The sequence below is a fragment of the Rothia mucilaginosa genome, assembly GCF_001548235.1.
GTDB classification, from domain to species: Bacteria; Actinomycetota; Actinomycetes; order Actinomycetales; family Micrococcaceae; genus Rothia; species Rothia mucilaginosa_B.
This window is the reverse complement of sequence record NZ_AP014938.1, coordinates 2,098,020-2,123,680: the sequence shown is the minus strand read 5'-3', so window position 1 is coordinate 2,123,680 and position 25,661 is coordinate 2,098,020. Positions and strand designations below refer to the sequence as shown.

Annotated in this window: 22 protein-coding genes; 1 reads left to right on the top strand and 21 read right to left on the bottom strand. The window is 61.7% G+C overall.

The window, feature by feature from the left end; genetic code table 11:
• Positions 1-108 precede the first annotated feature (108 nt).
• From RM6536_RS08265 to pyrR, 18 genes are all read right to left on the bottom strand, one after another.
• On the bottom strand, positions 109-768 hold the full coding sequence (locus RM6536_RS08265) for a type II toxin-antitoxin system PemK/MazF family toxin (RefSeq protein WP_060824763.1): 660 nt from the start codon (positions 766-768) through the stop codon (positions 109-111).
• 15 nt (positions 769-783) lie between these two features.
• A complete protein-coding gene (gene holA / locus RM6536_RS08260; RefSeq protein ID WP_060824762.1) occupies positions 784-1,818 on the bottom strand; it encodes a DNA polymerase III subunit delta in 1,035 nt (344 codons plus the stop codon).
• Between the two features lie 155 nt (positions 1,819-1,973).
• Positions 1,974-3,971 carry a ComEC/Rec2 family competence protein gene (locus tag RM6536_RS08255; protein ID WP_231917959.1) on the bottom strand — a complete coding sequence of 666 codons (1,998 nt, stop codon included), beginning with the start codon at positions 3,969-3,971 and terminating at the stop codon, positions 1,974-1,976.
• A gap of 80 nt (positions 3,972-4,051) precedes the next feature.
• Positions 4,052-5,320: a ComEA family DNA-binding protein gene (locus tag RM6536_RS08250; protein WP_060824760.1), complete on the bottom strand. Its 1,269-nt coding sequence runs from the start codon at positions 5,318-5,320 to the stop codon at positions 4,052-4,054.
• 221 nt (positions 5,321-5,541) lie between these two features.
• Positions 5,542-6,507 carry a DNA-binding protein WhiA gene (gene whiA, locus RM6536_RS08245; protein WP_060824759.1) on the bottom strand — a complete coding sequence of 322 codons (966 nt, stop codon included), beginning with the start codon at positions 6,505-6,507 and terminating at the stop codon, positions 5,542-5,544.
• Positions 6,508-6,590: 83 nt separating this feature from the next.
• Positions 6,591-7,643 carry a gluconeogenesis factor YvcK family protein gene (locus RM6536_RS08240; protein WP_012903503.1) on the bottom strand — a complete coding sequence of 351 codons (1,053 nt, stop codon included), beginning with the start codon at positions 7,641-7,643 and terminating at the stop codon, positions 6,591-6,593.
• 109 nt (positions 7,644-7,752) lie between these two features.
• Entirely contained in the window at positions 7,753-8,667 is a 915-nt protein-coding gene (rapZ, locus tag RM6536_RS08235) for an RNase adapter RapZ (protein WP_049362661.1), read from the bottom strand.
• 325 nt (positions 8,668-8,992) lie between these two features.
• The gene (locus tag RM6536_RS08230) at positions 8,993-10,432 is read right to left on the bottom strand and encodes a bifunctional phosphopantothenoylcysteine decarboxylase/phosphopantothenate synthase (RefSeq protein WP_060824758.1); all 1,440 of its coding nucleotides are present in this window, start codon (positions 10,430-10,432) and stop codon (positions 8,993-8,995) included.
• Positions 10,433-10,463: 31 nt separating this feature from the next.
• Positions 10,464-10,922, bottom strand: coding sequence for a DNA-directed RNA polymerase subunit omega (gene rpoZ / locus RM6536_RS08225; RefSeq protein WP_005508713.1), 459 nt, complete (start codon positions 10,920-10,922; stop codon positions 10,464-10,466).
• A gap of 287 nt (positions 10,923-11,209) precedes the next feature.
• Entirely contained in the window at positions 11,210-11,767 is a 558-nt protein-coding gene (gene gmk, locus RM6536_RS08220; protein WP_060824757.1) for a guanylate kinase, read from the bottom strand.
• Positions 11,768-11,808: 41 nt separating this feature from the next.
• Positions 11,809-12,189, bottom strand: a complete 381-nt coding sequence (gene mihF, locus RM6536_RS08215) for an integration host factor, actinobacterial type (RefSeq protein WP_005505949.1) — start codon at positions 12,187-12,189, stop codon at positions 11,809-11,811.
• A 456-nt stretch (positions 12,190-12,645) separates the two neighbouring features.
• The gene (pyrF, locus tag RM6536_RS08210) at positions 12,646-13,521 is read right to left on the bottom strand and encodes an orotidine-5'-phosphate decarboxylase (RefSeq protein ID WP_060824756.1); all 876 of its coding nucleotides are present in this window, start codon (positions 13,519-13,521) and stop codon (positions 12,646-12,648) included.
• On the bottom strand, positions 13,521-16,841 hold the full coding sequence (gene carB, locus RM6536_RS08205; protein ID WP_060824755.1) for a carbamoyl-phosphate synthase large subunit: 3,321 nt from the start codon (positions 16,839-16,841) through the stop codon (positions 13,521-13,523). The genes pyrF and carB overlap by 1 nt, the downstream gene beginning before the upstream one ends.
• On the bottom strand, positions 16,842-18,029 hold the full coding sequence (gene carA / locus RM6536_RS08200) for a glutamine-hydrolyzing carbamoyl-phosphate synthase small subunit (RefSeq protein ID WP_049341910.1): 1,188 nt from the start codon (positions 18,027-18,029) through the stop codon (positions 16,842-16,844).
• A 194-nt stretch (positions 18,030-18,223) separates the two neighbouring features.
• Positions 18,224-18,763 carry a hypothetical protein gene (locus RM6536_RS08195; protein WP_060824754.1) on the bottom strand — a complete coding sequence of 180 codons (540 nt, stop codon included), beginning with the start codon at positions 18,761-18,763 and terminating at the stop codon, positions 18,224-18,226.
• Positions 18,764-18,935: 172 nt separating this feature from the next.
• Entirely contained in the window at positions 18,936-20,237 is a 1,302-nt protein-coding gene (locus tag RM6536_RS08190) for a dihydroorotase (protein ID WP_060824753.1), read from the bottom strand.
• 30 nt (positions 20,238-20,267) lie between these two features.
• Complete coding sequence (locus RM6536_RS08185) at positions 20,268-21,269, bottom strand: aspartate carbamoyltransferase catalytic subunit (protein WP_060824752.1); 1,002 nt, start codon at positions 21,267-21,269, stop codon at positions 20,268-20,270.
• Positions 21,266-21,940 (bottom strand): bifunctional pyr operon transcriptional regulator/uracil phosphoribosyltransferase PyrR, encoded by a 675-nt coding sequence (gene pyrR, locus RM6536_RS08180; protein WP_060824751.1) that lies wholly within the window; start codon positions 21,938-21,940, stop codon positions 21,266-21,268. The genes RM6536_RS08185 and pyrR overlap by 4 nt, the downstream gene beginning before the upstream one ends.
• A 322-nt stretch (positions 21,941-22,262) precedes the next feature.
• Here pyrR and RM6536_RS08175 point away from each other — a divergent pair, with 322 nt between their 5' ends.
• On the top strand, positions 22,263-22,988 hold the full coding sequence (locus RM6536_RS08175) for a hypothetical protein (protein WP_060824750.1): 726 nt from the start codon (positions 22,263-22,265) through the stop codon (positions 22,986-22,988).
• Positions 22,989-23,329: 341 nt separating this feature from the next.
• Here the strand turns inward: RM6536_RS08175 and nusB are convergent, their stop codons facing one another.
• The 3 genes from nusB to aroB form a co-directional block, all read right to left on the bottom strand.
• Positions 23,330-23,740 (bottom strand): transcription antitermination factor NusB, encoded by a 411-nt coding sequence (gene nusB / locus RM6536_RS08170; protein ID WP_005505934.1) that lies wholly within the window; start codon positions 23,738-23,740, stop codon positions 23,330-23,332.
• Positions 23,740-24,303: an elongation factor P gene (gene efp, locus RM6536_RS08165; RefSeq protein ID WP_005505932.1), complete on the bottom strand. Its 564-nt coding sequence runs from the start codon at positions 24,301-24,303 to the stop codon at positions 23,740-23,742. Before efp ends, nusB begins: the two co-directional genes overlap by 1 nt.
• Before the next feature lie 213 nt (positions 24,304-24,516).
• Complete coding sequence (gene aroB / locus RM6536_RS08160) at positions 24,517-25,647, bottom strand: 3-dehydroquinate synthase (RefSeq protein WP_060824917.1); 1,131 nt, start codon at positions 25,645-25,647, stop codon at positions 24,517-24,519.
• Between the last annotated feature and the right edge of the window lie 14 nt (positions 25,648-25,661).

Sequence of the window (25,661 nt, the reverse complement as noted above, 5' to 3'; positions counted from 1 at the left end):
GACAGACCCCCGCGGAGAGAAAAATACTGTGAAAACCGCTACACGCAGCCTTCACATCCGGCACAGATAATCCGCACCGGTCGCCGGTGAAACTACCGGCACAGGGTGTTAGCCGTTATGGCGAGTCCACGCACGCTCAATCAGGCGGAACGTATCCTCCGGCATAATCGCACCCTCGCGGCGCATCGCATCCGGGCGAACACGAATCACACGGTTCAGCTTCACCTCAGAAGCGCGGCCCTGCGGATCCCACGGACCCGAACCAATATCAAGGTAATTCGGATCAGCGTGCTCACGGTTATTATGATCCTTGCTGGTCATCATCAGCGCCAGCAGGTACTCACCGTCACGACCCACCAGAAGCACCGGGCGGTCCTTACCCTGCGAGTGGTCCTCCTCGAAAGGAACCCACGTCCACACGATTTCACCCGGGTCAGCGTCGCCGTCCAGGGAGGGCGAGTACTCAAAGTTAATCATGTCGCGGTAATCGCCCGGGTAATCCGAACCGTCGGATGCGCCGGTCGAAGCCGGTGCGGAAGGCTTAGGTGCCGAGGACTTTGCCGAGGAAGGCTTCGGAGCGCTCGGCTTAGGCGCCGAAGAGCCGGAGGTACGAGCCTCACCCTGACGAGATTCGCCCTTGTGAGACTCACTCTTCTGGGAGGACTCGGAGCCGCCCTTAGACGCAGTAGCGTCGTTGAGGGCATCCTCTGCCGCCTTCTGCAGGAAGGGCAGCAGGGCAAAGAAAATTTTCTTCAGAATTTCGAGCATGGGCTCTATTATGCACTACAGGCGCGGAGGTAGAGCAATCGCCAAAACCGCCTGCTCCACCGCATACACCGCGTCCTGCGACTCGCCCTTCAGCTGGGCGTCCGCATCAGCCAGAAGCTGCACAATATGCGCCAACTGCGCGCCGGTAAAACGGCGGCCATCGCGCTGAGCCTGCTCAACCTGCCACGGCGCCATGCCCACCTCACGCGCCAGTTCGTTAGCGCTCAAACGCACGTGGTGCACGCGCGCAATATTGCGGATACGCATGGCGAGCGCACCCAGCATCGGAATCGGCTCCGTGCCGGTGGCAAGGGAGTGGCGGAGTAGACGCAGTGCCTCCGGGGCGTTACCGGAAACCGCGGCGTCACTCACGCGGAACGCGGTGACTTCGGTGCGGCCGCCGTAGTAGCGGTTCACCGCCTCCTCGGTGATTTCGCCGGGTACATCTGAGAGCAGTTGCTGGCAGGCGGCGGCAAGCTCAGCAGTGTCAGAGGCGGCGGCAGTCAGCAACGCCAGGGCGCCGCCGGTAATCGGGCGCTGGGCGGCGGCGAACTCCCCCGCCAAGAACTCGCTCTTCTCGCGGTCGGTCTTGAGCGCCTTGCAGTTAATGAGCACGAACTGGGAGCGCACCAGGTCGATGAGCTTCTTACCGCGGTTACCACCCGAGTGATTCAGAATGAGCATGATGTCCGGCTCGGGGGCGTTCAGGTAGGCGAGCGTATCGGTCAAAAACTCATCGCTCATGGAGGCGACGTTCTCAACCTCAATAATCTTCGCCGAACCGAACAGGGAGGGCGAAGCGTGCAGAATCAGCTCCCCCGCCGTGTAGGTGGCGGCATTAATCTGAACGCGATCCACCTCCGGGTGGATGCTGCGGAACAGCTCACGTAGGCGCGCCGCGGCACGGGAGGCGAAGTACTCCTCCGGGCCGTAGAGCATGACGGCGGGCGCCGGGGTGACGGTACGCCACGCGGTGTCGAGGGCGGGGCCGCCTCGGCGGGCGTAGCCTCGGGAACCACCACGTTGGGTTGAACGCTTACGCTCGGACACGCTTATCACTCGCCTTTATCTGCAGGGTACGGGCTGAACTCGGCCCCACTGCGCACGGGGGTGCGGCGCGGGTAGAGTCTCGAGTATCCATCATAGCGTTTTCTTCTCGGGTGCCTCCTAGCATTGGTCAGGGTGAATTGGGCAGGGCGAGATGGTTAAGAACGGGCGGGCTGATGGGGGTGCTGATAGGCGGGCGCGGTGTGCGGTACCACCCGCACATACTGCCGGTGCGTGACCGCACGGTAGCGGCGCGCATCCACCCACCAGAGGGCAATGCTCAACGCCAGCACGCTAAGGACGCTACACACCACCGCCGGCACGCTCGAACCGGGCTCCCACGGGTTACCCGGCGCGTGCGCGGCAGTGTGCGCCGCCCACTCGATACCCTGCGCAGCAAGGCCACCGGCACGAAGGCACAGATCCGCCGCAGTGGGCAGACCCAGCAGCATGAATCCGAGCGCCACCAGCCCGGCGAGCATACTCAGCGGCGCCAAAGGAGCGGCAATCAGATTCGCCGGAACAGAGTAGAGCGGCACCTTACCGCTCATCGCCAAAATCAGCGGAGTACACCACAGGGACGCCACGATAGGCGCGGCGAGCATTTCCGCGCAGAACACCGGCATGACACGCATAAGCAGACGAATCAGCGGCGGGCCCAGCAGAATCAGCGCGGAAGTTGCCGTCACCGACAGGGCGAACCCCATATCCACGGCAAGGTGCGGGGCGGCAAGCAGACACATCAGCACCGTGGTTTGAAGCGCCGCCAAGGACTGGCGACCCGAACCGCGCAACATCGCGTAAGCACCGAGTAGACCCATGGCGAGGGAACGAATCACGGAACCCTCAGTCTCCAGCAGCGTGGCGTAGGCGAGCACCGCCGCAACCCCGCACAGCACCATGACGCGGTGCGGAATGGCGAGGGTACTCAGCCGATGCACGAGCGGCGGCAGGGCGTGCGCGTTTGGCGGGGTAGGTTGTTGAGGCTGGGCGGGATGTTGAAGGTAAGCAGGGTGCCGGGGGTACGCGGGGCGGTGAGGATGACCCGCGGCGCCTCTCCCCCGCAACCGCCGCGTCCAGGAACGAATCAGCAGGTACATACTGGCGAAGCGGTACGGGCGAATCGCCAACACCAGCCGGTACGCGCCCAAAAATACAATGGCAATATTCGCCCCGGACACCGCCGTAATATGGCTGAGCCCGCTGAGCTTATACTCCTCCCGCGCGGTGGAACTCATCAGCGAATCGTCCCCGTAGGCGGTGCCCAAAACCAGCGCCGCCGACTCCGTGTCGAGGGTGTCCAGGGCGCGGGTGCGCAGCTGCTCCTTGAGCGTGGACAGATACGGCTCCTCCGCAGGCCGGGTGGTAGCGTTCGACCCGGCACCGTAGGCAGGCGCGGGGAAAATAGTTGCGCCGCTCAGCTTCGCCGTGGAACCGTTAAACTCCACGGTGCCGAGGGCGGTCACCTTCATGCCCGGATAAATCACCTGCGAGCGCACAGTGCCGCTCCCCCGGTGCTTAGCCGCTGAGTTCCCCTCCGAGCTGCTTACCTCCGAACTTACCTCCGGACGCTGCGCGGCGCTCTTAGCCGAACCATCACGCCGGTACACGCGCACCCGCTCATTCACCAGCGCACGCACGCTCCGCCCCTGAATTTCCTCCAGCTTAATAACCACCAGGGTAGTGCGCGGATCCACGCGACGGACCTGCTCAACCGTGCCATTCAGACGAAGCGAGGCACCCTGCGCCTGCTGCAGCGTGGCTCGGGATGCATCCACCCCCGTAGCGCACAAAAGCACCGCCTGAACCGTCACAATACACGCCAGAAAAACCAGCTGACCCGTCGTACGAAACAGCAAACTGTAGGGCATTGCCGCACGCGGCGGAAAGAACAGCAGAATCGACAGGCACCCCAGCAGGGCAATGAGTACGCACGCCAGCGGATGCACCACCCGCCACGTGCCCACGGTCAGCGCCGCCGCGGTAAAAGCCCACAGCGCCAGCACCGTGAAACTCAGGCGAAAGTCCAGGTGAATGAGGCTTCCCTGGGCGCGCAGCTCCTGCTCATCGCGGCGGGTACGCCACCGTTCAGCGCCGATACTCCAGCGGTAGCGGGCGCGGCGATACGCCGCAGCCGCGGCCCCGGTGAGGCGCAAGGACCCGGGAAAGAGTGCCCGAGCCCCCGCCTGTTGGCGGTTCTGGCGGCGGTTTTGTCGGTGGTTCTGCTGGCGGTGCATTAGACCGTCACCAGCGGGCGCAGATTCTCCAGCATCGACGGGCCAATGCCGGGCACCGCATCCAGCTCATCCACGCTACGGAAACCGCCGTGCGCCTCACGCCAGGCGATAATGCGCTGAGCCATCGCCGGACCAATACGCGGCAAGCTCTGCAGCTCCTCAGCGGTGGCAGTGTTAATGTTCACCGGGGTTGAGCCCTTCTGCGCGCTGCCTGCAGGAGTTAGCGTGCGTGCAGGATGAGGCTGAGCACCGCCCTGAGAAGCGCCGTTCTGCGCTGCACCATTCGCCGCGTTACCCTGACCCGCATTTGCCGTTCCACCATTGGGCTGAATCTGCGCCGGAGCAGCCGTCTCACCACGATGCGGCACATAAATCTGCACCCCGTCACTGAGCGCACCGGCAAGGTTCACGCGGTCCAGGTCAGCATCCGCGGCGGCACCGGAGGCGGCGGCAATCGCATCCACGGCACGACCCTGCGCGGGTAGCGTGTACACGCCGGGATTGTTCACGGCACCCGCCACGTGCACCCGCACGGTAGCCTCACCGGAGGCGCCACCCTGCGCAGATTCACTCGGGTTAGCGCCCGGCTGGGCAGTAGATTGAGTAGCGGACTGGGTGCCGGGTTGAGTTCCGGGGCTCTGCTGGGCACCCACCGCCTGCACCGACTCGGCAGAAGCGCCCGGGGAGGCGACCTGCTCGGCACGCGGCGCCGCCGAAAACTGGGTCACACCCCACACCACGGCAACCAACGCCAACACCGCCACCAGAAGCAGCACGCGCGGCGACAAGCCCCAACGGGCACTGCGGGTGGTGCCGGGCTGATCGGCCTGCTCCCACTCCGCCCAGTCGTCCACCTCGTTCCAATCGGGCTGCTGATCCCAGTCAGCCCAACCATTCGACTCCGGCTGGGATGCCGTGGGCTTGCTGGTAGGTACAGGGTCGCCGGTAGGTACGGGCTGGCTCGCCCTGGGCTGTGCGGTGCCGGGCTGAGAAGAATTAGGCAGCGAAAATTCAGGCTGCGGTGCCTCAGCTTCTTCGGCAGCTACCTCCGCGGGCGTTACCTCAGCGGCAATAGCCAGCGGCACGGTGTCCTCGGCATCCGGCGCACCGTTCTTGCGGGCGCGGGGGCTGCGGTAGAGGCTGTTCATCAGGGAGCGGGCGCTACGCTGCGCGCCGCCCTGCTGGGTTGTGTTGCCAGGCTGGGCTGCGCTGTCCTGCGCAGGGCTCTGTACAGCGTTCTGGTCGGGGTTGGGGGTCATGCTCGTCATACCCCTACCCTAGGCTCACGCGCGCGAACGCACGAGCGCACGCAAAGAACCTGTGGATAACTCCCCTCGCACAACGCGAAAGGGGCCATCCACAGGCTCATTTTTGAAAAATATGCAGTTTTTGTTCAAAAACGGAGGGGCTTGGTTTGTCACAAAACCGTCACAAACATCTCAGTCACACGAGCTTCCCGCACCGTTTAAGAGCAGAATCTAGCCTCCGCTTAGTCCTCGCGCGGAAGCTCAGTACCCGGAACACCCAGCTCCGAAGCACGCTTATCAGCCATCACTAGCAGGCGACGAATACGGCCCGCAATCGCGTCCTTCGTCATCGGCGGATCAGCCAGACGACCCAGCTCATCCAACGACGCATGCTTATGCAACACACGCAGCTCACCGGCATAGCGCAGATGATCCGGCGCCTCATGACCCAGAATCAGCAGGGCACGCTCCACGCGGGCACTCGCCGCAACAGCCGCCTGAGCGCTACGGCGCAGGTTCGCATCATCAAAATTCGCCAGACGGTTCGCGGTCGCGCGAACCTCCTTGCGGGTGCGCGCCTCACGCCACGTGGTCAGGGTACCGGTCGCGCCCATACGCTCCAGCAACTGCGAAATCGTCTCGCCGTCACGCACCACCACACGGTCGGTGCCGCGCACCTCGCGTGCCTTCGCAATAATGTCCAGGCGGCGAGCCGCACCCACCAGCGCAAGCGCCGCCTCCGGACCGGGGCAGGTAATCTCCAGGGAGGAGGAACGACCCGGCTCAGTCAGCGAACCGTGCGCCAAGAACGCACCGCGCATGACCGCCTCGGCGTCCTGCAGGGAGCCGTTCACCACAGCCGGCGGCAGACCACGCACCGGGCGGCCACGCAAATCCAGCAGACCGGTCTGGCGAGCCAGCGCCTCACCGCCGTGATCCACACGCACAATGTAGCGGCCGCCTCGACGCAGGCCACCACCGCTGACGCTGGTCAGCTCAGAGTCGTGGCCGTAAATCTCCGCGATGGTGCGGCGCATGCGGTGGGCGGTTGCCTCGTGGTCGACCTCAGACTCCACCACGATTCGCCCCGAGACAATGTGCAGGCCTCCGGTAAAACGCAGAATCGTAGAGATTTCTGCCTTACGAGCAGAGACTTTCGTTGCCTCGTAGTTGGCGAGTTCGTCCTTGACGAGCGTGGTTAATGCCATGAACAGGTCCTTCTGGGCGTAGTGTCTAAGAGTCTATAACTTCGGGAAATGGGCACACCAAAATAGCAGCCGCAACGGTGATTCTAGGAGCTCAGCTCAAACGCTTCGTTGTACGCAGCCGCAAGCTTCAGCGGGTCGTGCACATTCGGCTGGGAGCTCGAACGCAGATGCGCCCACACAACCTTCGCACCCATCGCAGAAGCCTCACGCTCCAGCTCGGAACGGTGATCAGCCTGCATGTCAGCGTCAGCAATCACCGCGTCAAGGTGAAGCTTCGGGGCGTACTGGCGCAACAAATCCAAGTGCGTTGCCGGGGTGAAGCCGACCGTCTCCTTATCGTCGGAGAGGTTCATGACCACGCAGCGGCGCGCCTCCGTGCGGATAATCGCCTCACGCTGAGCGTCCAACAGCAGATGCGGCAGAACCGACGTACGCCACGAACCCGGACCCAAAACAATCCAATCGGATTCCTCAATAGCGGAGAGCGCCTCCGGGCAGGGCCGAGCATTCTCAGGGGTCAGACCAATATCGTGAACGCGCTCCTCCTTCGAGAGATTCACCTGGCCGACCACCTTCACACGCTCAATACCGCCGCCGTTATGCTCACGCAGCACGGTGCCGTAAATGACCATCGGATCCAGCGCCATCGGCAGCACGCGGCCGCGCGCATTCAGCAGGGCACCCGCCCAGTCCAGACCGGCAACCGGGTCATCCAGCAGCTGCCAGAGAGTCGCAATCAGCAGGTTACCGAGAGCATGGTAATCCAGCGGGAACTCACCCTCATAACCCTCAGGCGCGCTAAAACGATGTTGCATCACATCACGCCACGTGCGACCCCAATCGGTGTCATCACACAGCGCAGAGAGCGCCATACGCAAATCTCCCGGAGGGAGAATACCCATCTCCTCACGCAAACGACCCGACGAACCGCCATCGTCAGCAACCGTCACAACAGCCGTCAAATCAGGTGTGACATGGCGCAACGCAGACAGGGAACCGTACAGCCCGTGGCCGCCGCCCATCGCCGTGACCTTCGGCGAACGGTGCGTGGTCTTCAACAGGCGCAACGCCTGAGTCGGCAGAGCCGGCAGGCGCGGAATACCCTGAGTGTCATAACTGGTCGAATGGGTGGACATAGTAATACCTCACATACCCGGAAGGAATGGTATGCCAGCCCCACGGTGTGCGGGGCCGGACGGCGGCTAATGAAACACGGCGCGGTGGTTGGGACGCGCCGGGAAAAACTTACTCGCGGCCCTTGTCACGGTGCTGAACATTCACGTTCAGCTCACCGAAAGCAGAGAGACGACGAGCCAGTTCCTCCGTCACAGCCACGGAACGGTGCTTACCACCGGTGCAGCCAATTGCGATGGTGGCGTAGTACTTGCCCTCACGGCGGTAGCCCTCAAGCACGGGGCGAAGAGCCGCAAGGTAGTTGCTGATGAACTCCTCGGTGCCTGCGTGCTCCAGCACGTAGTCGCGCACCGGGGCGTCCTGACCGGTCAGGGGACGCAACTCCGGAACCCAGTGCGGGTTCGGGATGAAACGCATATCAGCCATGTAGTTAGCGTCCGAAGGTGCGCCGTACTTGAAGCCGAAGCTCATCACGGTCAGGTTCAGCTTCTTATCCGCACCCTCAGCGAACATTTCACGCACGGTACGAGCCAGCTCGTGAACGTTCATGCCGGTGGTGTCAATGGTGCGGTCAGAAGCGAGGCGCAGGCCCTCAAAGAGAGTGCGCTCAGCGCGGATACCGTCGAGGACGCGGCCCTCACCCTGCAGCGGGTGCGGGCGGCGCTGAGCCTCGTAGCGAGCAATAATGGTCTCGTCCTTGGCGTCAAGGAAGAGCATGGAGAAGTCAATATCCGACTTGCGCAGAGTCTCAATCGCAGCGGGAAGATCGGAGAACAGTGCGCGGGCGCGAACGTCAATGCCGAGCGCCACCTTCGGAACTCGCGCACCGTCGCGGGTCACCAATTCAGCCAGGGAACCGAGCATCTGCGGCGGGATGTTGTCGATAACGTACCAGCCCTCATCCTCCAGCACATTTGCGACGGTGCTGCGACCTGCACCAGAAATACCGGTAATGACCAGAATCTGAGGACGCTCCTCACTCTGGGCGGGCTGTACCGTGGCGGGCTTGCTCTGATTCTCGGGCATGGTGCTTCTTCCCCTTCGACGCGAAATACTCTCTATGCCATGATACTAGACCTTTATCTGACGGTTCGGGGGTACGGTCAGAAATTTCACCAGTATGACAGAAATATGAGACGCTCCCCCGGCGGAACCCCAGAAGAAAGAAACCCGCATCACAAGTGCTTGCGCATAATGCTCCCCCAAGGATTAGTAGATGGAGGCGCTGGCAACCTCCCAGCGGGTACAGCAAAGCCCGCACGATACCTCCCCCAGGAAGTACCGCACGGGCTTTGAAGATATGTAAGCAAGCGCGCACCAGCTGAGTAGCTACGCGGACGCATGAGGATTCTTAGCCAGAAAGCTCAGGCAGGAAAGCCGCCACATGCTCCAACAGACGCACCGACAGCTCCTTCTTCGAACCGGAGAACACCGGCGCCTCATCATTCAGAGTCGACAGCAGCGTAATCGTGTTATCGTCCGTGCCGAAACCACGATTCACGCCCACCGTATTGACCGCCAAGAAGTCCGTGCCCTTACGCTGCAGCTTCTCACGACCCAGCTCCAACGGAGTCTTCTCCGCCGAACCGGTCTCCGCCGCAAAACCAACAATGAGCTTCGGGCCGAGGATGCTCTCCCCCGCCTCACGAGCCTGCTGGCGGCGCACCACGACCTCACGCAGAATATCCGGGTTACGCACCAGCTGAATCACCGGCGCATCCTCAGAATCGGCGCTCTTCTTAATCTTGAACTCGGCAAACTCGGCGGGCCTAAAATCAGCCACCGCCGCAGACATGATTAGCACATCCGCCGCCGCGCTCGCCTCAAGGGTTGCCTCACGCAGCTCCAGGGCGCTCACCACGCGGGTCACCTGCACACCCTCCGGTGCCGGAACCTCAAGGTTCGCGCCAATCAGGTGCACGGTCGCGCCCAGGTCGCGTGCCGCCTCCGCGAGCGCCACACCCTGCTTGCCGGTCGAACGGTTGCCGAGGAATCGGACCGGGTCCAGCGCCTCACGGGTGCCGCCGGCGGTAATGACCACGAGGCGACCTGCCAGGGGGCCACGCAGCGATTCGGATGCGCCAGTTGCCTGGCTGTGTTCAATCTGACCAGGCTCAACCTTGCCCGAATCCCCCTGACCCAGCAGCGCCGAAGTCAGCGTTGCCGCACGCGCCGCCGCCATACGCTCCTGCTCCGTACCCGTGTACAGGGGCTCAGTCGGTGCGTAACCGGGCGTGTACACCGGGTGCAGCTGACCCTTCGGGAAGCGAGCAATCACATCCAGCGCGACCGCGAAAATATCCTCCGGCTCGGGCATGCGACCCGGACCAGAATCCGGGCCCGTCAAACGCCCAATCGCGGGCTCAATCACGTGATAACCCCACGAACGCAGAGTTTGCACATTCGCCTGAGTCGCCGGATGCTCCCACATCTGGGTATGCATCGCAGGCGCCAAAATCACCGGGGCGTGCGTGGTCAACACGGTCGAGGACAGCAAATCATCCGCACGACCAGCCGCCAAACGAGCTAGCAAATCAGCGGTCGCCGGGGCAATCACCACGGCGTCAGCCTGTTCAGCCTGACGCACGTGGTTCACCTCCGGCACACGGTCAAACACGTCCGTTGAGACGGGGTTGCCGCTCAGCGCCTCCAGAGTGGGAACACCCACGAACTTCGTCGCGTTCGGGGTGGGCATGGCGATCACCTCGTCGCCATTCTTCGCAAAAAGACGAAGGAGCATCGCCGCCTTATACGCAGCAATGCCCCCTCCAATACCAACGATAATGCGCATGGTACGTCAAAGAATCCTTGTAAAAAGCAGATTACTCAGCGGACTCGTCGAGGATAACCTCTTCGATAGCAATAACCTCTTCGCTACCTGCGGGGATGTACTCCTCCTCGATAGCGCCAGAGAACTCAGCCGCGCTGAAATCAATCACAGCGGACAGATCCTCGGGAACCGGGTAGCCGTCCTCATCGAACTTAGCGTCCGGGCGGTGCTCCGCCACAACACGGTCAGCAATGATTTCACGCATTGCCACCGACAGGGACTTCTCGTTCGACTCAGCGTCAACCAGCGGGCCAACGTGCGCAGCAGTATTGTCCTGCAGGTTAGCGTAGTACGCGTTAATCTGGCGTGCACGGCGGGCACCGAAAATCACCAGGCCGTACTTGGACTCCGCCTTCTCAATCAGCGCGTCAGCGCTGGGGCTCACGATGCCCTCGGGAGCGACACCGTCAACGAAGTTGTAGTCCTCGTGTTCCTTGATTTCGTTTGCCACTAAAAACTCCAAATAGCTTGATGGAATGTACGTACCGAACACCCCCGTACACCGTTCGCGCAATGGCGCAAACCGGGCGCACTGAGGGCACGGTCAAAACTAAAGAACTATTCTACCCTCTCAACGGCTAAAACGCACGTACCAGCCCAGACAAAAGGTGTCAGCCCAGCCAAAAAAGGTAGGGGCCCGAAGAAAACTCTTCGAAACCCCCACCCTTCACAACGCCTCACGGCAGAACTACAGGTCGGAAGAAACTCTAGCCCCACCGCAAACGCAAAGCATGCAGATTAGGCGGCGCCAATCAGCTCAGCAATCTCCTTCGCCGCACGCTCAACAGAGTCGTTGACGACCGTGACGTCAAATTCCTTCTCAGCAGCCAACTCAACCTTCGCGGTTTCAAGGCGACGAGCTTGCTCCTGCTCACTCTCGGTACCTCGACCCACCAGACGCGACACCAGCTCATCCCAGCTCGGAGGAGCCAAGAAAACCAGGCGAGCATCAGGCATGGTCTCGCGAATCTGGCGAGCACCCTGCAGGTCAATCTCAAGAATCACCGGGCGGCCAGCGTCCAGAGCCTCCTGGACCTTAGCGCGCGGAGTACCGTACTTGTTCTTACCGTGCACCACAGCGTACTCAAGCATCTGACCGTCAGCGATCATCTGGTCAAACTCTTCCATCGAAACGAAATAGTAGTGAGTACCGTCAACCTCACCGGGGCGAGGATCACGAGTGGTAGCGGAAACAGAGAACCACACGTTCGGGTAGTTCTCACGAATGTACTGGCACACCGTACCCTTGCCAACAGCAGTGGGGCCAGCCAGTACGGTGAGAGTCGGCTGAGACATAGCTTCCTTACTGCGCCTTCATCGGCTGAAGGCACGATGTGTTAGGACTGAGAAGATTCAGGAGGCAGAGTATTAGTCCTGCGACGTGCACGGTTCAAATACCGCGAATTACGGTTGAAGTACTCCACCATCTTGCGACGCTGGTGTACACCCAGGCCGCCAAGGCGGCGAGTCGGTGCAATATGAAGTTCTTCAATGATGCGTTCAGCTCGAACGGCACCAATGCCCGGAAGTGCGCGCAGCATCTGCCCCACCGGCATTTTAGCCAGTGCAGGGTCGGAATCGACCATATCGAGCACCTGACGCACGGAAAGTTCACGGTCACTCAGTGCACGCTTAATTTCCTGGCGGTGTGCTCGGGCAAGTACTGCCTTCTCGCGGGCGGAGGCGCGCGCATCCTCAGTTAGCGGAGTCAGCGGCATGGTTGGGTCCCCCATTTCTGCGAGTTATAGAATTTTACTTATCAACTAATGTATCACGGATAGCACGAGAAACCTCGTTCCACCCGCGGCACTCACCCTCGCACCAACAATGCGTCTACGCACGTCAGCACGTAAATATCAGGGAGTACCCCTATAGCATAGCGGAGTATTCGCCCTATCAAAAGCGGAACCACACACGCGCCTCATAGAGCGGGCGCACTCCCCCGCTGCCAAGGTGAGCAAACTCGCATCGGCGCGAGTATGCGGGGGGCAAAATATGCATCAGAATGTACCCGAAAATGGGGGCAAAAACGGCCAAAACAGCGGCGCTCCCCGAGGCGGAAATTGGGTGCCGAAAACTGGGTACCGGAAACTGGACACGCAAAAGGGGCGCGCACCCCGAACAGACTCTCAAAAGAATCCACCGGAGCACACGCCCCTCACGCAGCACGCGAACTATGCGCCGCGAGCCGCCAACAGGTCATCACGAGCCGCCTGCGCAGCCTTCGCCAGGCCCTCAACAGACGGACCGGCAGCCAGCACGCCACGGCTGGAATTCACCAGCACCTGCGACTCAACGCCCGCAAACACGCGGTACAAATCAGCCGCCGAAGCGCCCTGCGCACCATAACCCGGCGACAGAATCGGGCCGTTGAACACGCTCAGGTCAATACCCAAATCAACCAGCGCCTGACCAACAGTCGCGCCAACCACCAGGCCGCACGGGCCCATCTGCTCCCACTGGCGGGAAGCATTCTCAGCGGTAGCCGCAGCGATAATACGCTTAGCCACAGCGCCCCCAGACTCGCCGGAATGACCAGACTCCGACGCGCCCACATGCTGAACGCTCTTACCCTCAGGGTTCGAGGTCAACGCCAGCACGAACGTGCCGCGGTCATTCTCATCAGCCAAATCCAGCGCCGGACGCAGCGACTCAAAGCCCAGATACGGGCTCAAAGTCACCGAATCGGTACCCAGCGGCGAAGACGAGCCGAGCCACGCATCCGCGTACGCCTTCATGGTCGAACCGATATCGCCGCGCTTAGCGTCAGCAACAATCAGCACACCATCAGCGGCAGCGCGGGCGAACAGCGCCTCCAGCACAGCAAGACCAGCCGAACCGTGACGCTCAAACAGCGCCACCTGAGGCTTCAATGCCGCCGCAAACGGGGCGCAACCCTCATAGACCGCCTCAGTAAAAGCAGCCAGGCCGGCAGCGGAATCCTCAAGACCCCACTGCTCCAGCAGGTTCGGATGCGGGTCAATACCCACACACAGCGGGCCGCGCTCCGCCATCGCCTTCGCCAGGCGATCACCAAAAGCGGCGGACATTACGCCTCACCACCCTCAGAACGAGCATCCACAGCGGCAGCCAGCTGAACGCCGTGCTCCTGCAGGCTCATGATGTCCCAGCTGTGCTCACGCAGAGCATTAATCGCCTGAACAGCCGCAGCGAACTCAGAAATAGTGGTCATGACCGGGCAGCCCACCGAAACCGCAGCGGCACGAATCTCGTAACCATCGCTACGAGCAGCACCACCGGCAGGGGTGTTCAGAATCAGGTCAATGTCACCGTTGCGGACCATGTCCACAATCGAGTGGTCGCCGTTCGCCTCAGCGAACTTCGAAGCCACAATCACCGAGTTCAGGCCGTTACGGCGCAGAATCTCAGCGGTACCACCGGTCGAAACGATCTCAAAGCCCAGCGACTCCAGCATCTTCGCGTAAATAATGACGTTACGCTTATCGTGGTTAGCCACCGAAATGAACACCTTACCGGAGGTCGGCAGCGGCGAACCAGCACCAGCTTGAGCCTTAGCGAACGCGGTGTCATAGTGCTTATCCAGACCCATGACCTCACCGGTCGAACGCATCTCCGGGCTCAGCAGCGAATCCACCACAACACCCTCCGGGGTGCGGAAACGAGCGAACGGCAGAACCGCAGCCTTCACAGCAATCGCGGTTTCCTCAGGCAGGGATGCGCCATCCATGTTCGACGGCAGGTAGCCCTCAGCCTTCAGCTCAGCAATGCTCTTACCCAGACCAATCAGCACAGCAGCCTTAGCCATCTGCACGCCGGTAGCCTTCGACACGAAGGGAACAGTACGAGACGCACGCGGGTTCGCTTCAATCACGTACAGGTTCTCAGACACGTACGCGAACTGAATGTTAATCAGGCCGCGCACACCGGTACCGCGAGCAATCTTCTCGGTAGCGTCCTTCACCTTCGCGATGATGTCCGGGCCGAGAGTAATCGGAGGCAGAGTACAAGAAGAGTCACCCGAGTGAATACCGGCTTCCTCAATGTGCTCCATGACGCCGCCCAAGTACAGCTCCTCGCCGTCGAACAGGGCGTCAACGTCAATCTCGATAGCGTCCTCAAGGAACTTATCAATCAGAGCAGGCTGCGAAGGCGAAACCTCGGTAGCGTTCTCCAGGTAGCGTGCCAGGTTCGCCTCATCGTAGACGATCTCCATGCCACGGCCGCCCAGCACGTACGAAGGACGAACCAGAACCGGGTAACCAATCTCATCAGCGATGCGCTTAGCACCCTCGAAAGTGAACGCGGTACCGTTCTTGGGCGAAATCAGGCCGCCCTCCTCCAGCACGCGAGAGAACTCGCCGCGGTCCTCAGCCAGGTCAATAGCCTCGGGGGTGGTGCCCAGAATCGGCACGCCCGCATCCTTCAGGGCACGAGCCAGCTTCAGCGGAGTCTGACCGCCCAGCTGAACGAACACGCCCATCAGACCGCCGGTACGACGCTCCGACTCAACAATCTCAAGCACATCCTCAAGGGTGAGCGGCTCGAAGTACAGGCGAGTCGAAATATCGTAGTCAGTCGAAACAGTCTCAGGGTTGCAGTTGACCATGACAGTCTCGTAACCGAGCGAACGCAGCACCAGCGAAGCGTGCACGCAGGAGTAGTCGAACTCGATACCCTGACCGATACGGTTCGGGCCCGAACCCAGAATCATAATCGAGGGCTTCTCGTGGTGCGCAACCTCATCCTCCAGGTCGTAGGAGGAGTAGTGGTACGGAGTGAACGCCTCAAACTCGGCTGCACAGGTGTCAACAGTCTTGAAGACCGGGCGGATACCCAGAGCGTGGCGAACACCGCGCACAACATCCTCAGAAGAGCCGATAATCTCAGCAATCTGAGCGTCCGAGAAACCGTGACGCTTAGCCAGCTTCAAGGTCTCCGGGTCCAGGTGGTCGCGCTTAGCGTGAACCACGCCGGCAACCTCATTCAGCAGCACCAGCTGATCCAGGAACCACGGGTCAATCTTGGTCGCCTCGTGCAGCTGCTCCACGGTAGCGCCAGCCAGCAGAGCCTGCTGAACCTGGTAAATACGCTGGGTAGTCGGAACCTTAGTCTTCTCAATCAGCTCAGCCAGCTCAGCCTCAGACAGGGACAGCGGCTTGAACGAGAAGGACGCGCCCTTCTGCTCCAGCGAACGCATCGCCTTCTGCAGAGCCTCAGTGAAGTTACGGCCCAGAGCCATAGCCTCGCCAACACTCTTCATGGTGGTGGTCAGGGTCGGGTCAGCAGCCGGGAACTTCTCAAACGCGAAGCGCGGAACCTTCACAACCACGTAGTCGAGGGTCGGCTCGAAGGACGCCGGGGTCTTCTGAGTAATATCGTTCGGAATCTCATCCAGGGTGTAACCCAGGGACAGCTTGGTCGCAATCTTCGCAATCGGGAAGCCGGTAGCCTTCGACGCGAGCGCCGAAGAACGAGACACGCGCGGGTTCATCTCAATGACGATGATGCGGCCGGTCTTCGGGTCAATCGCGAACTGGATGTTACAACCACCGGTGTCCACGCCAACCTCACGAATCACGTTGATTGCGATGTCGCGCAGCTTCTGGAACTCACGGTCGGTCAGGGTCAGTGCGGGTGCCACGGTGATGGAGTCACCGGTGTGCACGCCCACGGGGTCGAAGTTTTCGATGGAGCAGACGACCACGACGTTGTCGTTGGTGTCACGCATCATCTCCAGCTCGTATTCCTTCCAGCCGAGGATGGACTCCTCCAGCAGGACCTCGCTGGTCGGCGAGTACTGAATACCGGCACCGGCAATACGGTAGAGGTCTTCCTCGTTGTACGCCATACCAGAGCCGAGACCACCCATGGTGAAGGAGGGGCGGACCACCATCGGGTAGCCCAGCTCCTTAGCGGCTTCCAGCGCCTCCGGCATGGAGTGAACAATCACCGAGCGTGCAGACTCGCCGCCGGCGCGCTCCACCACGCCCTTGAATGCTTCACGGTCCTCACCGAGGTTAATCGCCTCAATGTTCGCGCCGATGAGCTCAACATTGTACTTGGCGAGCACGCCGCGCTCATCCAGGGAGATTGCCGCGTTCAGCGCGGTCTGACCACCCAGGGTCGGCAGGATTGCGTCCGGCTTTTCCTTCTCGATGATCTTCTCAATCACCTCGGGGGTGATGGGTTCAATGTAGGTGGCGTCCGCGAACTCGGGGTCGGTCATGATGGTTGCCGGGTTCGAGTTCACGAGGATGACGCGCACGCCCTCCTCCTTCAGCACGCGCAGCGCCTGAGTGCCGGAGTAGTCAAATTCCGCTGCCTGACCGATGACGATGGGGCCGGAACCGATGACGAGGACGCTATTAAGGTCAGTACGACGAGGCATTTATGCTTCCTTTGCAGTCTTGGTTGCGACCATCAGGTCGATGAAACGGTCAAAGAGGTAGGCGGAATCGTGCGGGCCCGCAGCAGCCTCGGGGTGGTACTGCACGGAGAACGCGGGGATGTCCTTACAGGTCAGGCCCTCAACAACGTTGTCGTTCAGACCCACGTGGGAGACCATGACCTGACCGAACTCGGCGTTCGGTGCGGTCACGTAGTCGCCAATCGGCGCGTCCACAGCGAAGCCGTGGTTCTGCGCGGTGATTTCAACCTTGCCGGTGGTCTTGTCCATGACCGGCTGGTTGATGCCGCGGTGGCCGAAGGGCAGCTTGTAGGTGCCGAAGCCCAGGGCGCGGCCGAGCAGCTGGTTACCGAAGCAGATACCGAAGAACGGGGTGCCCTTACGCAGCACGCCCTGCAGCAGCTCAACCTGCTCGTCAGCGGTTGCCGGGTCACCGGGGCCGTTGGAGAAGAACACGCCGTCAGGGTTGTGGGAGTAGATGTCCTCGAGGGTTGCGCTTGCGGGCAGCACGTGCACGCGCACGCCGCGCTCAGCGAAACGCTGCGGGGTCATCGACTTAATGCCCAGGTCCAGGGCGACAACGGTTGCGACCGGGGGTGCGAACCAGTTGAACTGGTGCGGCTCAACGGTGTACGCGGTGTCAACCGAAACGGAGTCAGCGAGCTTACGGCCAGCCATCGGCTCGGAGGCGCGCACCTCCTCCAGCAGTTCAGCTTCGGGGCGTTCTGCGTGCTCACCGGAGAACACGCCCGCACGCATCGAACCGCTCGAACGCAGGCGGCGGGTCAGGGAGCGAGTGTCAATGCCCTGAATACCGACGATGCCCTGCTCGATGAGCTCTTCGTCGAGGGTGCGCTCAGAACGCCAGTTGGATGCCACACGTGCGGCGTCGCGAACCACGTAGCCGGCAACCCAAATCTTGCGGGACTCAGCGTCGGTGGTGTTCACACCGGTGTTGCCAATATGCGGAGCGGTCTGAACCACAATCTGACCCGCGTAGGAGGGGTCGGTCAGGGTTTCCTGGTAGCCGGTCATACCGGTCGAGAAAACCGCCTCGCCCAGGGACGCGCCGGTTGCGCCGTAGCCATAGCCGCGGTAGACGGTGCCGTCCTCCAGGACGAGCAGCGCGCGGTCCGTACGCAGGGCGCCGGATCGTGTCATGTCAGTCATGCTCTTCTTCCTTTTCTCTGGTGTTCTCCCCCGCTTCCTGTACGGCCTCTACCGTGCAGGTTCCGGGGTAGTCTATGGTGCCTTCGGCGGGGTGTTCACCTGCCGTGGGGCAAAATCTATGGGTGTGTGGGTGCGCCGGGGTGCCGGTCCGGGGGGTGCTTTACGGGAGTGCTCCGTAAGGTCCCCGCTGCCGGTTAGGCTTCCGGTTCTGCCGCCCACTTCTCGGGCGCATCCACCGCGCTCGGGGCGATGCGGCGTAGCTCCTGCAGTACCGCCTGCTTGTCCTCGGCGTAGCGGGTGCGGAAGCCGGTCTGCACGCGGTGACCGTCCAGGGTCCAACCAATCACAACCAGGCCGTTCTTCTCCACAACCTTGCCCGCCATACCGCGGTCGGTGGTGATGACGGCAAGCTTCTTCGCCGGAATCCACAGGTCCTTCGCGCCGTCACGGGTGAAGATGATGCTGTCCGGGTAAATCAGCAGGGTGGACTTGCTCTTGAAACCGAGCGAGTCGAAACCCACGCGGTCCAGCCAGTTACCGAAGATCGTGGTGCTGACGTATTCGCCCTCGAAAGCGGCGTCAGCGGTCATGCCCTCGTAGCGTTCGGGAACTTCCTTGAGGGAGCCGAACATGTTCGCCTGGCGTGCCAGGCGCGAGCGCCATCCGTGCCACATGCCGTAGATGCACAGGGCAACCAGGGCGATGCAGATGATAGCGGTCAGGAACTTTCCCACGAAGGTTCTCTCTTTCGGTTGGGGCCTCAGGTCGGGGCCTCGGATTTGGGCTGACGGGTCTGGGCTAATGGGTCTAGGTTGGTGGGGTTGGAGGCGGTGCTCCCCGCAAGGCGGTGGCAGGCGCGAAATCTACCACCGCCAAGCACGGTCGCTACGCGGTTCGCCTCGCAGGTTAGCGACGCGGGGTTGCCAGCTCACCGTTCAGCACGGTCGGGTGGCCAGCGTAGAAGGTTGCACGGATCGAGCCGGGCACCTCCATGTCACGGTAGGGGTTGTTTTTACCCTTGGTTGCCTGCTCCTCCGGCTTGATGACGCGGGTTGCCTTCGGGTCGACCAGCACAATGTTTGCCGGTTCGCCTTCGGCAAGCGGGCGGCCCTGCTCGTGGTCCAGGCGACCAATCTTCGCGGGCTCCTCAGAGAGGATGCGTGCCACATCGCGCCAGGTAATCATGCCGGTGTCAACCAGGGTCATCTGGATGATGGACAGTGCCTGCTCCAGGCCGGTCATGCCGTTCGCGGCGCACGCCCACTCGCATTCCTTGGTCTCTGCCGGGTGCGGTGCGTGGTCGGTACCAATCACGTCGATGATGCCGTCAGCAACTGCCTGACGCAGCGCCATGACGTCCTCTTCGGTGCGCAGCGGCGGGTTCACCTTGAAGACCGGGTCGTAGGTGCGTGCGGTCTCGTCGGTGAGCAGCAGGTGGTGCGGGGTTGCCTCCGCGGTCACCTTCACGCCGCGGGACTTAGCCCAGCGCACAACCTCAATGGAGCCCTTGGTGGACAGGTGGCAGATGTGCAGCTTGGAGTCCAGATGCTCAGCCAGCAGCACGTCGCGGGCAATGATTGCCTCTTCAGCGACGGCGGGCCAACCGGTCAGACCCAGGTCAGCGGACACCTTACCCTCGTTCATCTGGGCGCCTTCGGTCAGGCTCGGCTCCTGCGCGTGCTGCGCAATAACACCGTCGAAAGTCTTGACGTATTCGAGGGCGCGGCGCATCACGGCGGGGTCGTACACGCACATGCCGTCGTCAGAGAACACGCGCACGTTCGCGGTGGAGTTCGCCATGCCGCCAATGTCGGAGAGGCGCTCGCCCTTCAGACCCACGGTCACTGCGCCGATGGGCTGCACGCGGCACCATGCGGATTCCTTGCCGAGGCGGTCAACCTGCTCAACGACTGCGGCGGTGTCTGCCACGGGCATGGAGTTTGCCATGGCGAACACTGCGGTGTAGCCGCCCAGGGCTGCTGCGCGGGTGCCGGTCTCGACGGTTTCGGATGCTTCGTAACCGGGCTGACGCAGGTGGGTGTGGATGTCGACCAGGCCGGGCAACGCCACCTGGCCTGCCGCCTCGACGACCTGTGCGTCTGCGGCGTCGATGTTCTCTGCGATGCGGCTAATCACGCCGTCCTCGATGAGGATGTCGGCGACCTTTTCGCCGTAGAGGCTTGCGCCCTTGATCAGGTACTTGCTCATGGTGTTGGTTCCTCTCGTTAGGAAGGTCGTTTAGGATTCGTCGCCGGCGTAGAGCTTGGCGCTGGAGCCGTCGGTCAGAAGCAGGTAGAGCACCGCCATGCGCAGCGCCACGCCGTTGCTGACCTGGCGCAGGACCCAGGAGTTGGTGGCGTCGGCGGCTTCGGTGCAGATTTCCAGGCCGCGGTTCATGGGGCCCGGGTGCAGGATTGCGACGGGCTGCGGCTGCGCCTGCAGGGTTGCGAAGCGTTCGGCGGTCAGGCCCCACAGGTCGGTGTACTCCTCGGCGGAGGGGAAGTACGCGGCGTTCATGCGTTCCTTCTGGATGCGCAGCAGCATGACGGCGTCCGGGTTGGTGGCGATGGCTTCGTCGAAGTCGTGGAAGATTTCCAGGCCGGCTTCTTCAACCCAGGAGGTGGTGTTCAGCGGCAGCAGGGTCGGCGGTGCAACGAAGACAACCTGCGCGCCGAGGGTGCTCAGCAGCCAGAGATTGGAGCGTGCCACGCGCGAGTGCAGGATGTCGCCGACGATGAGCACGCGCATGCCGGACAGGTCGGTGCCGCGGGGGCTGTCGAGGCCGTCGCGTTCTGCCTTGTACTGGCGCAGGGACACGGCGTCGAGCAGTGCCTGGGTGGGGTGCGCGTGGGTGCCGTCGCCCGCGTTGAGTACGGGGATGTCGGTCCAGCCTGCTTCGGCGAGGCGCTGCGGTGCGCCGGATGCCGAGTGGCGAATCACGAACGCATCCGCGGCAATCGCCTTGAGGGTCTGCGCGGTGTCCTTGAGCGACTCACCCTTAGACACGGAGGAGCCAGATGCGGAGAAGTTGGTAACGGCGGCGCCCAGGCGCTTCTCCGCGGCTTCGAAGGAGAGGCGGGTGCGGGTGGAGTCCTCGAAGAAGAGGTTGACGACGGTCTTGCCGTTGAGCACGTTGAGGGTGCGGTTTTCGGCTTTGACCTGCGCCATGTAGTCGGCGACGTCAAGGATTTCGATGGCTTCTTCGCGGGTTAGTTCGCGGGTGTCGAGCAGATGCTTCATGAGAGCCCTCCCAGCTGGATAATGTCAACTCGGTCTGTTGCGTTGTCGGTTTCGGTCAGTACGACGCGTACGGTTTCGCTGGCGCTGGTGGGCAGGTTTTTGCCCACGTGGTCGGCGCGGATGGGTAGTTGCCGGTGTCCGCGGTCTACGAGGACTGCCAGGCGTACGAGGGCGGGTCGTCCGTGGGCGTTGAGTGCGTCGAGGGCGGCGCGTACGGTGCGGCCGGAGTAGAGGACGTCGTCAACGAGGACTACGGTTTTACCTTCAATGCCGATGCTGGGCATGATGCTCTCCCCTGCGGTATCTGGGGAGGTGGTGCCGTTGGGCGAGACGGGCTGGTCGTCGCGGTAGGCGGTGATATCCAGGGCGCCGAGTCGTGTTTCTGCGTTGAAGTTCGGCTCGATGGCTTGGATACGGGCTGCGAGTCGTACGGCGAGGGGCACGCCGCGGGAGCGGATGCCGATGAGTACGAGGTTTTCTACGCCTTTATTGGTTTCAATAATTTCGTAGGCGATGCGGGTGAGGGCGCGGCGGATTTCGTCCTCGCTGAGGATGGTGCGGCCGACGGTGGTCGCGTCCTCGGAGGTGCTTTGAGGGGTTGCCGAATGGGGGGCTGCGGTTAGATTTCGCCCCTGATTCGCGCCGGATGTGGGTACAGTTGACCCAGGCATAGCCGTCTCCTTCCCCGCCTCACGGGACGGATTTAAAGGTTTTGTGCTTCTAGTAGGGTACCACAGTTCACAGGCTACGTTCAGGTTCGGCGAGAGACCGCTCACGGCGAGACGGCTGCCAAATGAGGCGCGTACCGAGCCCCTAGCCTGCACCACAACAAGCAGGCTCTCGACAAAATGGACAAACAATACGCCAGGGTGTGTGCTCTGCAGATGTATGTTAGGGTAATGGCATCAACCGATAACATTCCGCTGAATTCCACACGTTGCTGTAGGGATAATTCTGCGGTTTACACAACCACACACCAGAAAAGAACCAACAATGATGTTTAGTCGTACCACGCGTACTTCTATTGCCGCGCTCTCGGTGGCAATGATACTCACCCTGTCCGCTTGTTCCGGCGGCGCGCAGGTCAGCGCAGAATCGAGTGCTTCCACTTCCGCGACCGCTGAAGCTTCCACAACTCCCACTGCTACTCCTTCACCCACTCCGACGGGTTATGAGCCCGTGCTGATTCGTGCGAACGTTGACTTGGATAACCCGTCGAAGGAAGCAGCAGATGCGACCCTCAAGGCTGCATACGATGCGTTGGAACAGTACCGACTCATTTGGAATGCATGGATGCATGGGAACCTGGAGCACACGAGCGATGAAGAGCTGCTCCGATACGTGCATAAAAACTTCCTGGAAGACACAAAGGAGGAAGTGGAGAATATTCAAAAGTTCACAGAAGAAAACCACGGTCCTATCAAGGGCGAAATTGCCTTCAATAACATCGATCCAGTCACCTATGGAACCATGAACGACGATGGTTCTGTCTCATACAACACCGGCGGCGCAACCATCACGTTCTGTGAAGACTGGAGCAACGTTCGCTCTGCTGAGGGTAAGAAATTTAAGGACCCGCAGCTAACGCGACGGGTCTTTGTTGTTCGCCGTTCTGAAGATAATGCGTTTGTTGTTATCAAGTCTGAGACCCTTCATAACGGTTGCGGAGACGAAGCAGACGCTACGAGCGAGGCGACCGCATCCGCTCAAGGTGAGTAGCTGATACTGTACGAGGCGCATACCGGGCACGCGGGGCGGGGGCTCCGTCCTCAAGGCGCTCAGCGCCGCAGAGGGGGCACTCCCCCGCCTGCGTTGTCCGGTGAAGCCTCAACTGTTGCCGCCAAACCCCGCCCGCGTTGTCCGGTGAAGCCTCAACTGTTGCTAACAAACCCTGCGAGCGCATCCGCACCAACCGAAGAAGCGTAGACACAGAAAACCCCCGCCGTCCTGTAGCGAACTACAGTACGGCGGGGGTTTCACGTACGCTCCCCTGCGGGTGCATCCTCAACGGCGGCAAACCAACCAGCTATGGGCTGGCGGGCATGCCGTGGCGGGATGTCTTACGCGAGCAGGGTCGGCTTCACCTGACGGAGCTTATCCAGCAGACCGTTCACGAACTTCGGAGATTCATTCGTGGACAGCACACGCGCCAGACCGACAGCCTCAGAAATTGCGACAGCATCCGGAACTTCGTCATTGTACAGAAGCTCCCAAGTGCCAATACGCAGCACGGCACGGTCCACGGCGGGCATACGCTCGAAGGACCAGTCACGGGCGTAAGTCTCCACAAACTCGCGGATCTCTTCGTCGTGGTCGCGGACGCCACGAATGATTTCCTCAGAGTAAGCAGAGATCTGCGCTACCGTGTACAGTCGGCGGCGGCGGAGTACCTCAATATAATCTTCGTTGCGCTGATCCGCCTCGAAGAGCACTTCGAGGGCGCGCAATCGGGCTTTCGTACGCGAATTCATTAGTCGTTCACGCGACCGAGGTACTCACCGGTGCGGGTGTCAACCTTGACCTTGGTGCCGGTCTCCAGGAACAGGGGAACCTGGATCTCGTAGCCGGTCTCAACGGTTGCGGGCTTGGTGCCGCCGGTGGAGCGGTCACCCTGCAGGCCGGGCTCGGTGTAGGTGATTTCGAGGACCACGGATGCGGGCAGCTCGATGTACAGGGGGCTACCCTCGTGCATTGCGATGGTTGCGGTCTGGGATTCGAGCATGTAGTTTGCTGCGTCGCCGACAACAGTTGCGGGAACGTTGATCTGGTCGTAGGTCTTCATGTCCATGAAGACGTAGTCGTCGCCGTCCTGGTACAGGTACTGGTAGTCGGAGCGGTCAACGGTTGCGGTTTCGATCTTAGCGCCAGCGTTGAAGGTACGGTCGACGACCTTGCCGGAGGTAACGTTGCGCAGCTTGGTGCGGACGAACGCGCCACCCTTACCGGGCTTAACGTGCTGGAACTCTACGACGGACCAGAGGTTGCCGTCAATCTTCAGGACGGCGCCGTTCTTAATATCGGTAGTGGATGCCATGGGGCTCTCCTTCGTGTCATCGACGCTCACGCCGTAGTGGTACCCGGCGAGGCGCTAAGTTTTCAATGAGCAAAAATATGTCCCGTACATTCTACAGGATGCGCACGAATTTTCCTAGCAGGGGCGCCACAGTTTTTCTGTGGCACCCCGCCCGGCTGGCGCGTATTAGCAAACACGTGCCGGGTGTATCCGGTGAATATACGGGACTCACGCCTACTCGGAGATAATCTCCTGGTAGGTCATGTACAGAATCGAATCGTCCGGCACCTCGTAGACGCGCGGGCGAGCCAGACCGTCAAGAATGATGAAGCGCAGCAGGTTGCCGCGTGCCTTCTTGTCGCGGCGCATCGCTTCGAGCAGCTGGGGCCATGCGTCTGCCTTGTAGGAGGTGGGCAGGCCCAGGGATTCGAGGATGCGGCGGGTGCGTGCCACGAGTTCTTCGTCGGCGTGGCCGGTTGCCAGCGCCAGTTCGGCGGCGTACACCATGCCCACCGCAACGGCCGCGCCGTGACGCCACTGGTAGCGTTCGTTACGCTCGATGGCGTGGGCGAGGGTGTGGCCGTAGTTCAGAATCTCGCGACGGCCGGACTCGCGCAGATCCTCGGAGACCACCTCCGCCTTCACGCGCACGCTGCGTTCAATGAGCTCGCGCATCACGGCGGACTGCGAATCGCGCACGGCCTGCGGGTTTGCCTCAATCAGGTCAAGAATCTCGGGGTCTGCGATGAATCCGCACTTGACGACCTCACCCATGCCGGTCAGCAACTCGTGCTCGGGCAGGGTGCGCAGGGTGCCGATTTCGCAGAGCACGGCGGCGGGCGGCCAGAACGCGCCGACCAGGTTCTTACCCTCGGCGGTGTTGATGCCGGTCTTACCACCCACGGCAGCGTCCACCATGCCGAGCAGGGTGGTCGGAATGTGAATAACGCGCACGCCGCGCAGCCAGGTTGCCGCGACGAATCCGGCAACGTCGGTAATAGCGCCGCCACCCACGGAGATGATTGCGTCGGTGCGGGTGAAGTCGTTCTGACCGAGCACCTGCCAGCAGAACGCCGCCACCTGGTAGTGCTTTGCCTCCTCAGCGTCCGGGATTTCGGCGCTGAACGATTCGTAGCCCATGGTGCGCAGGTCTTCCATGACCAGCTCACCGGTGGAACGCAGGGCACGCGGGTGAATCACGAGCACCTTCTTGGTGCGGTTGCCCAGAATTTCGGGGATTTTACCGAGCAGGTTGTGGCCGATGAGAACCTCATAGTTCTCACGCGGGGAGCTGCCGGTCACCGGGATGCGGGTAATATCTTCCGCGCCGGAGGCACCGAAAGTGGGGGTGGGCTGAGTGCTCATCATGTGTCCTTTCA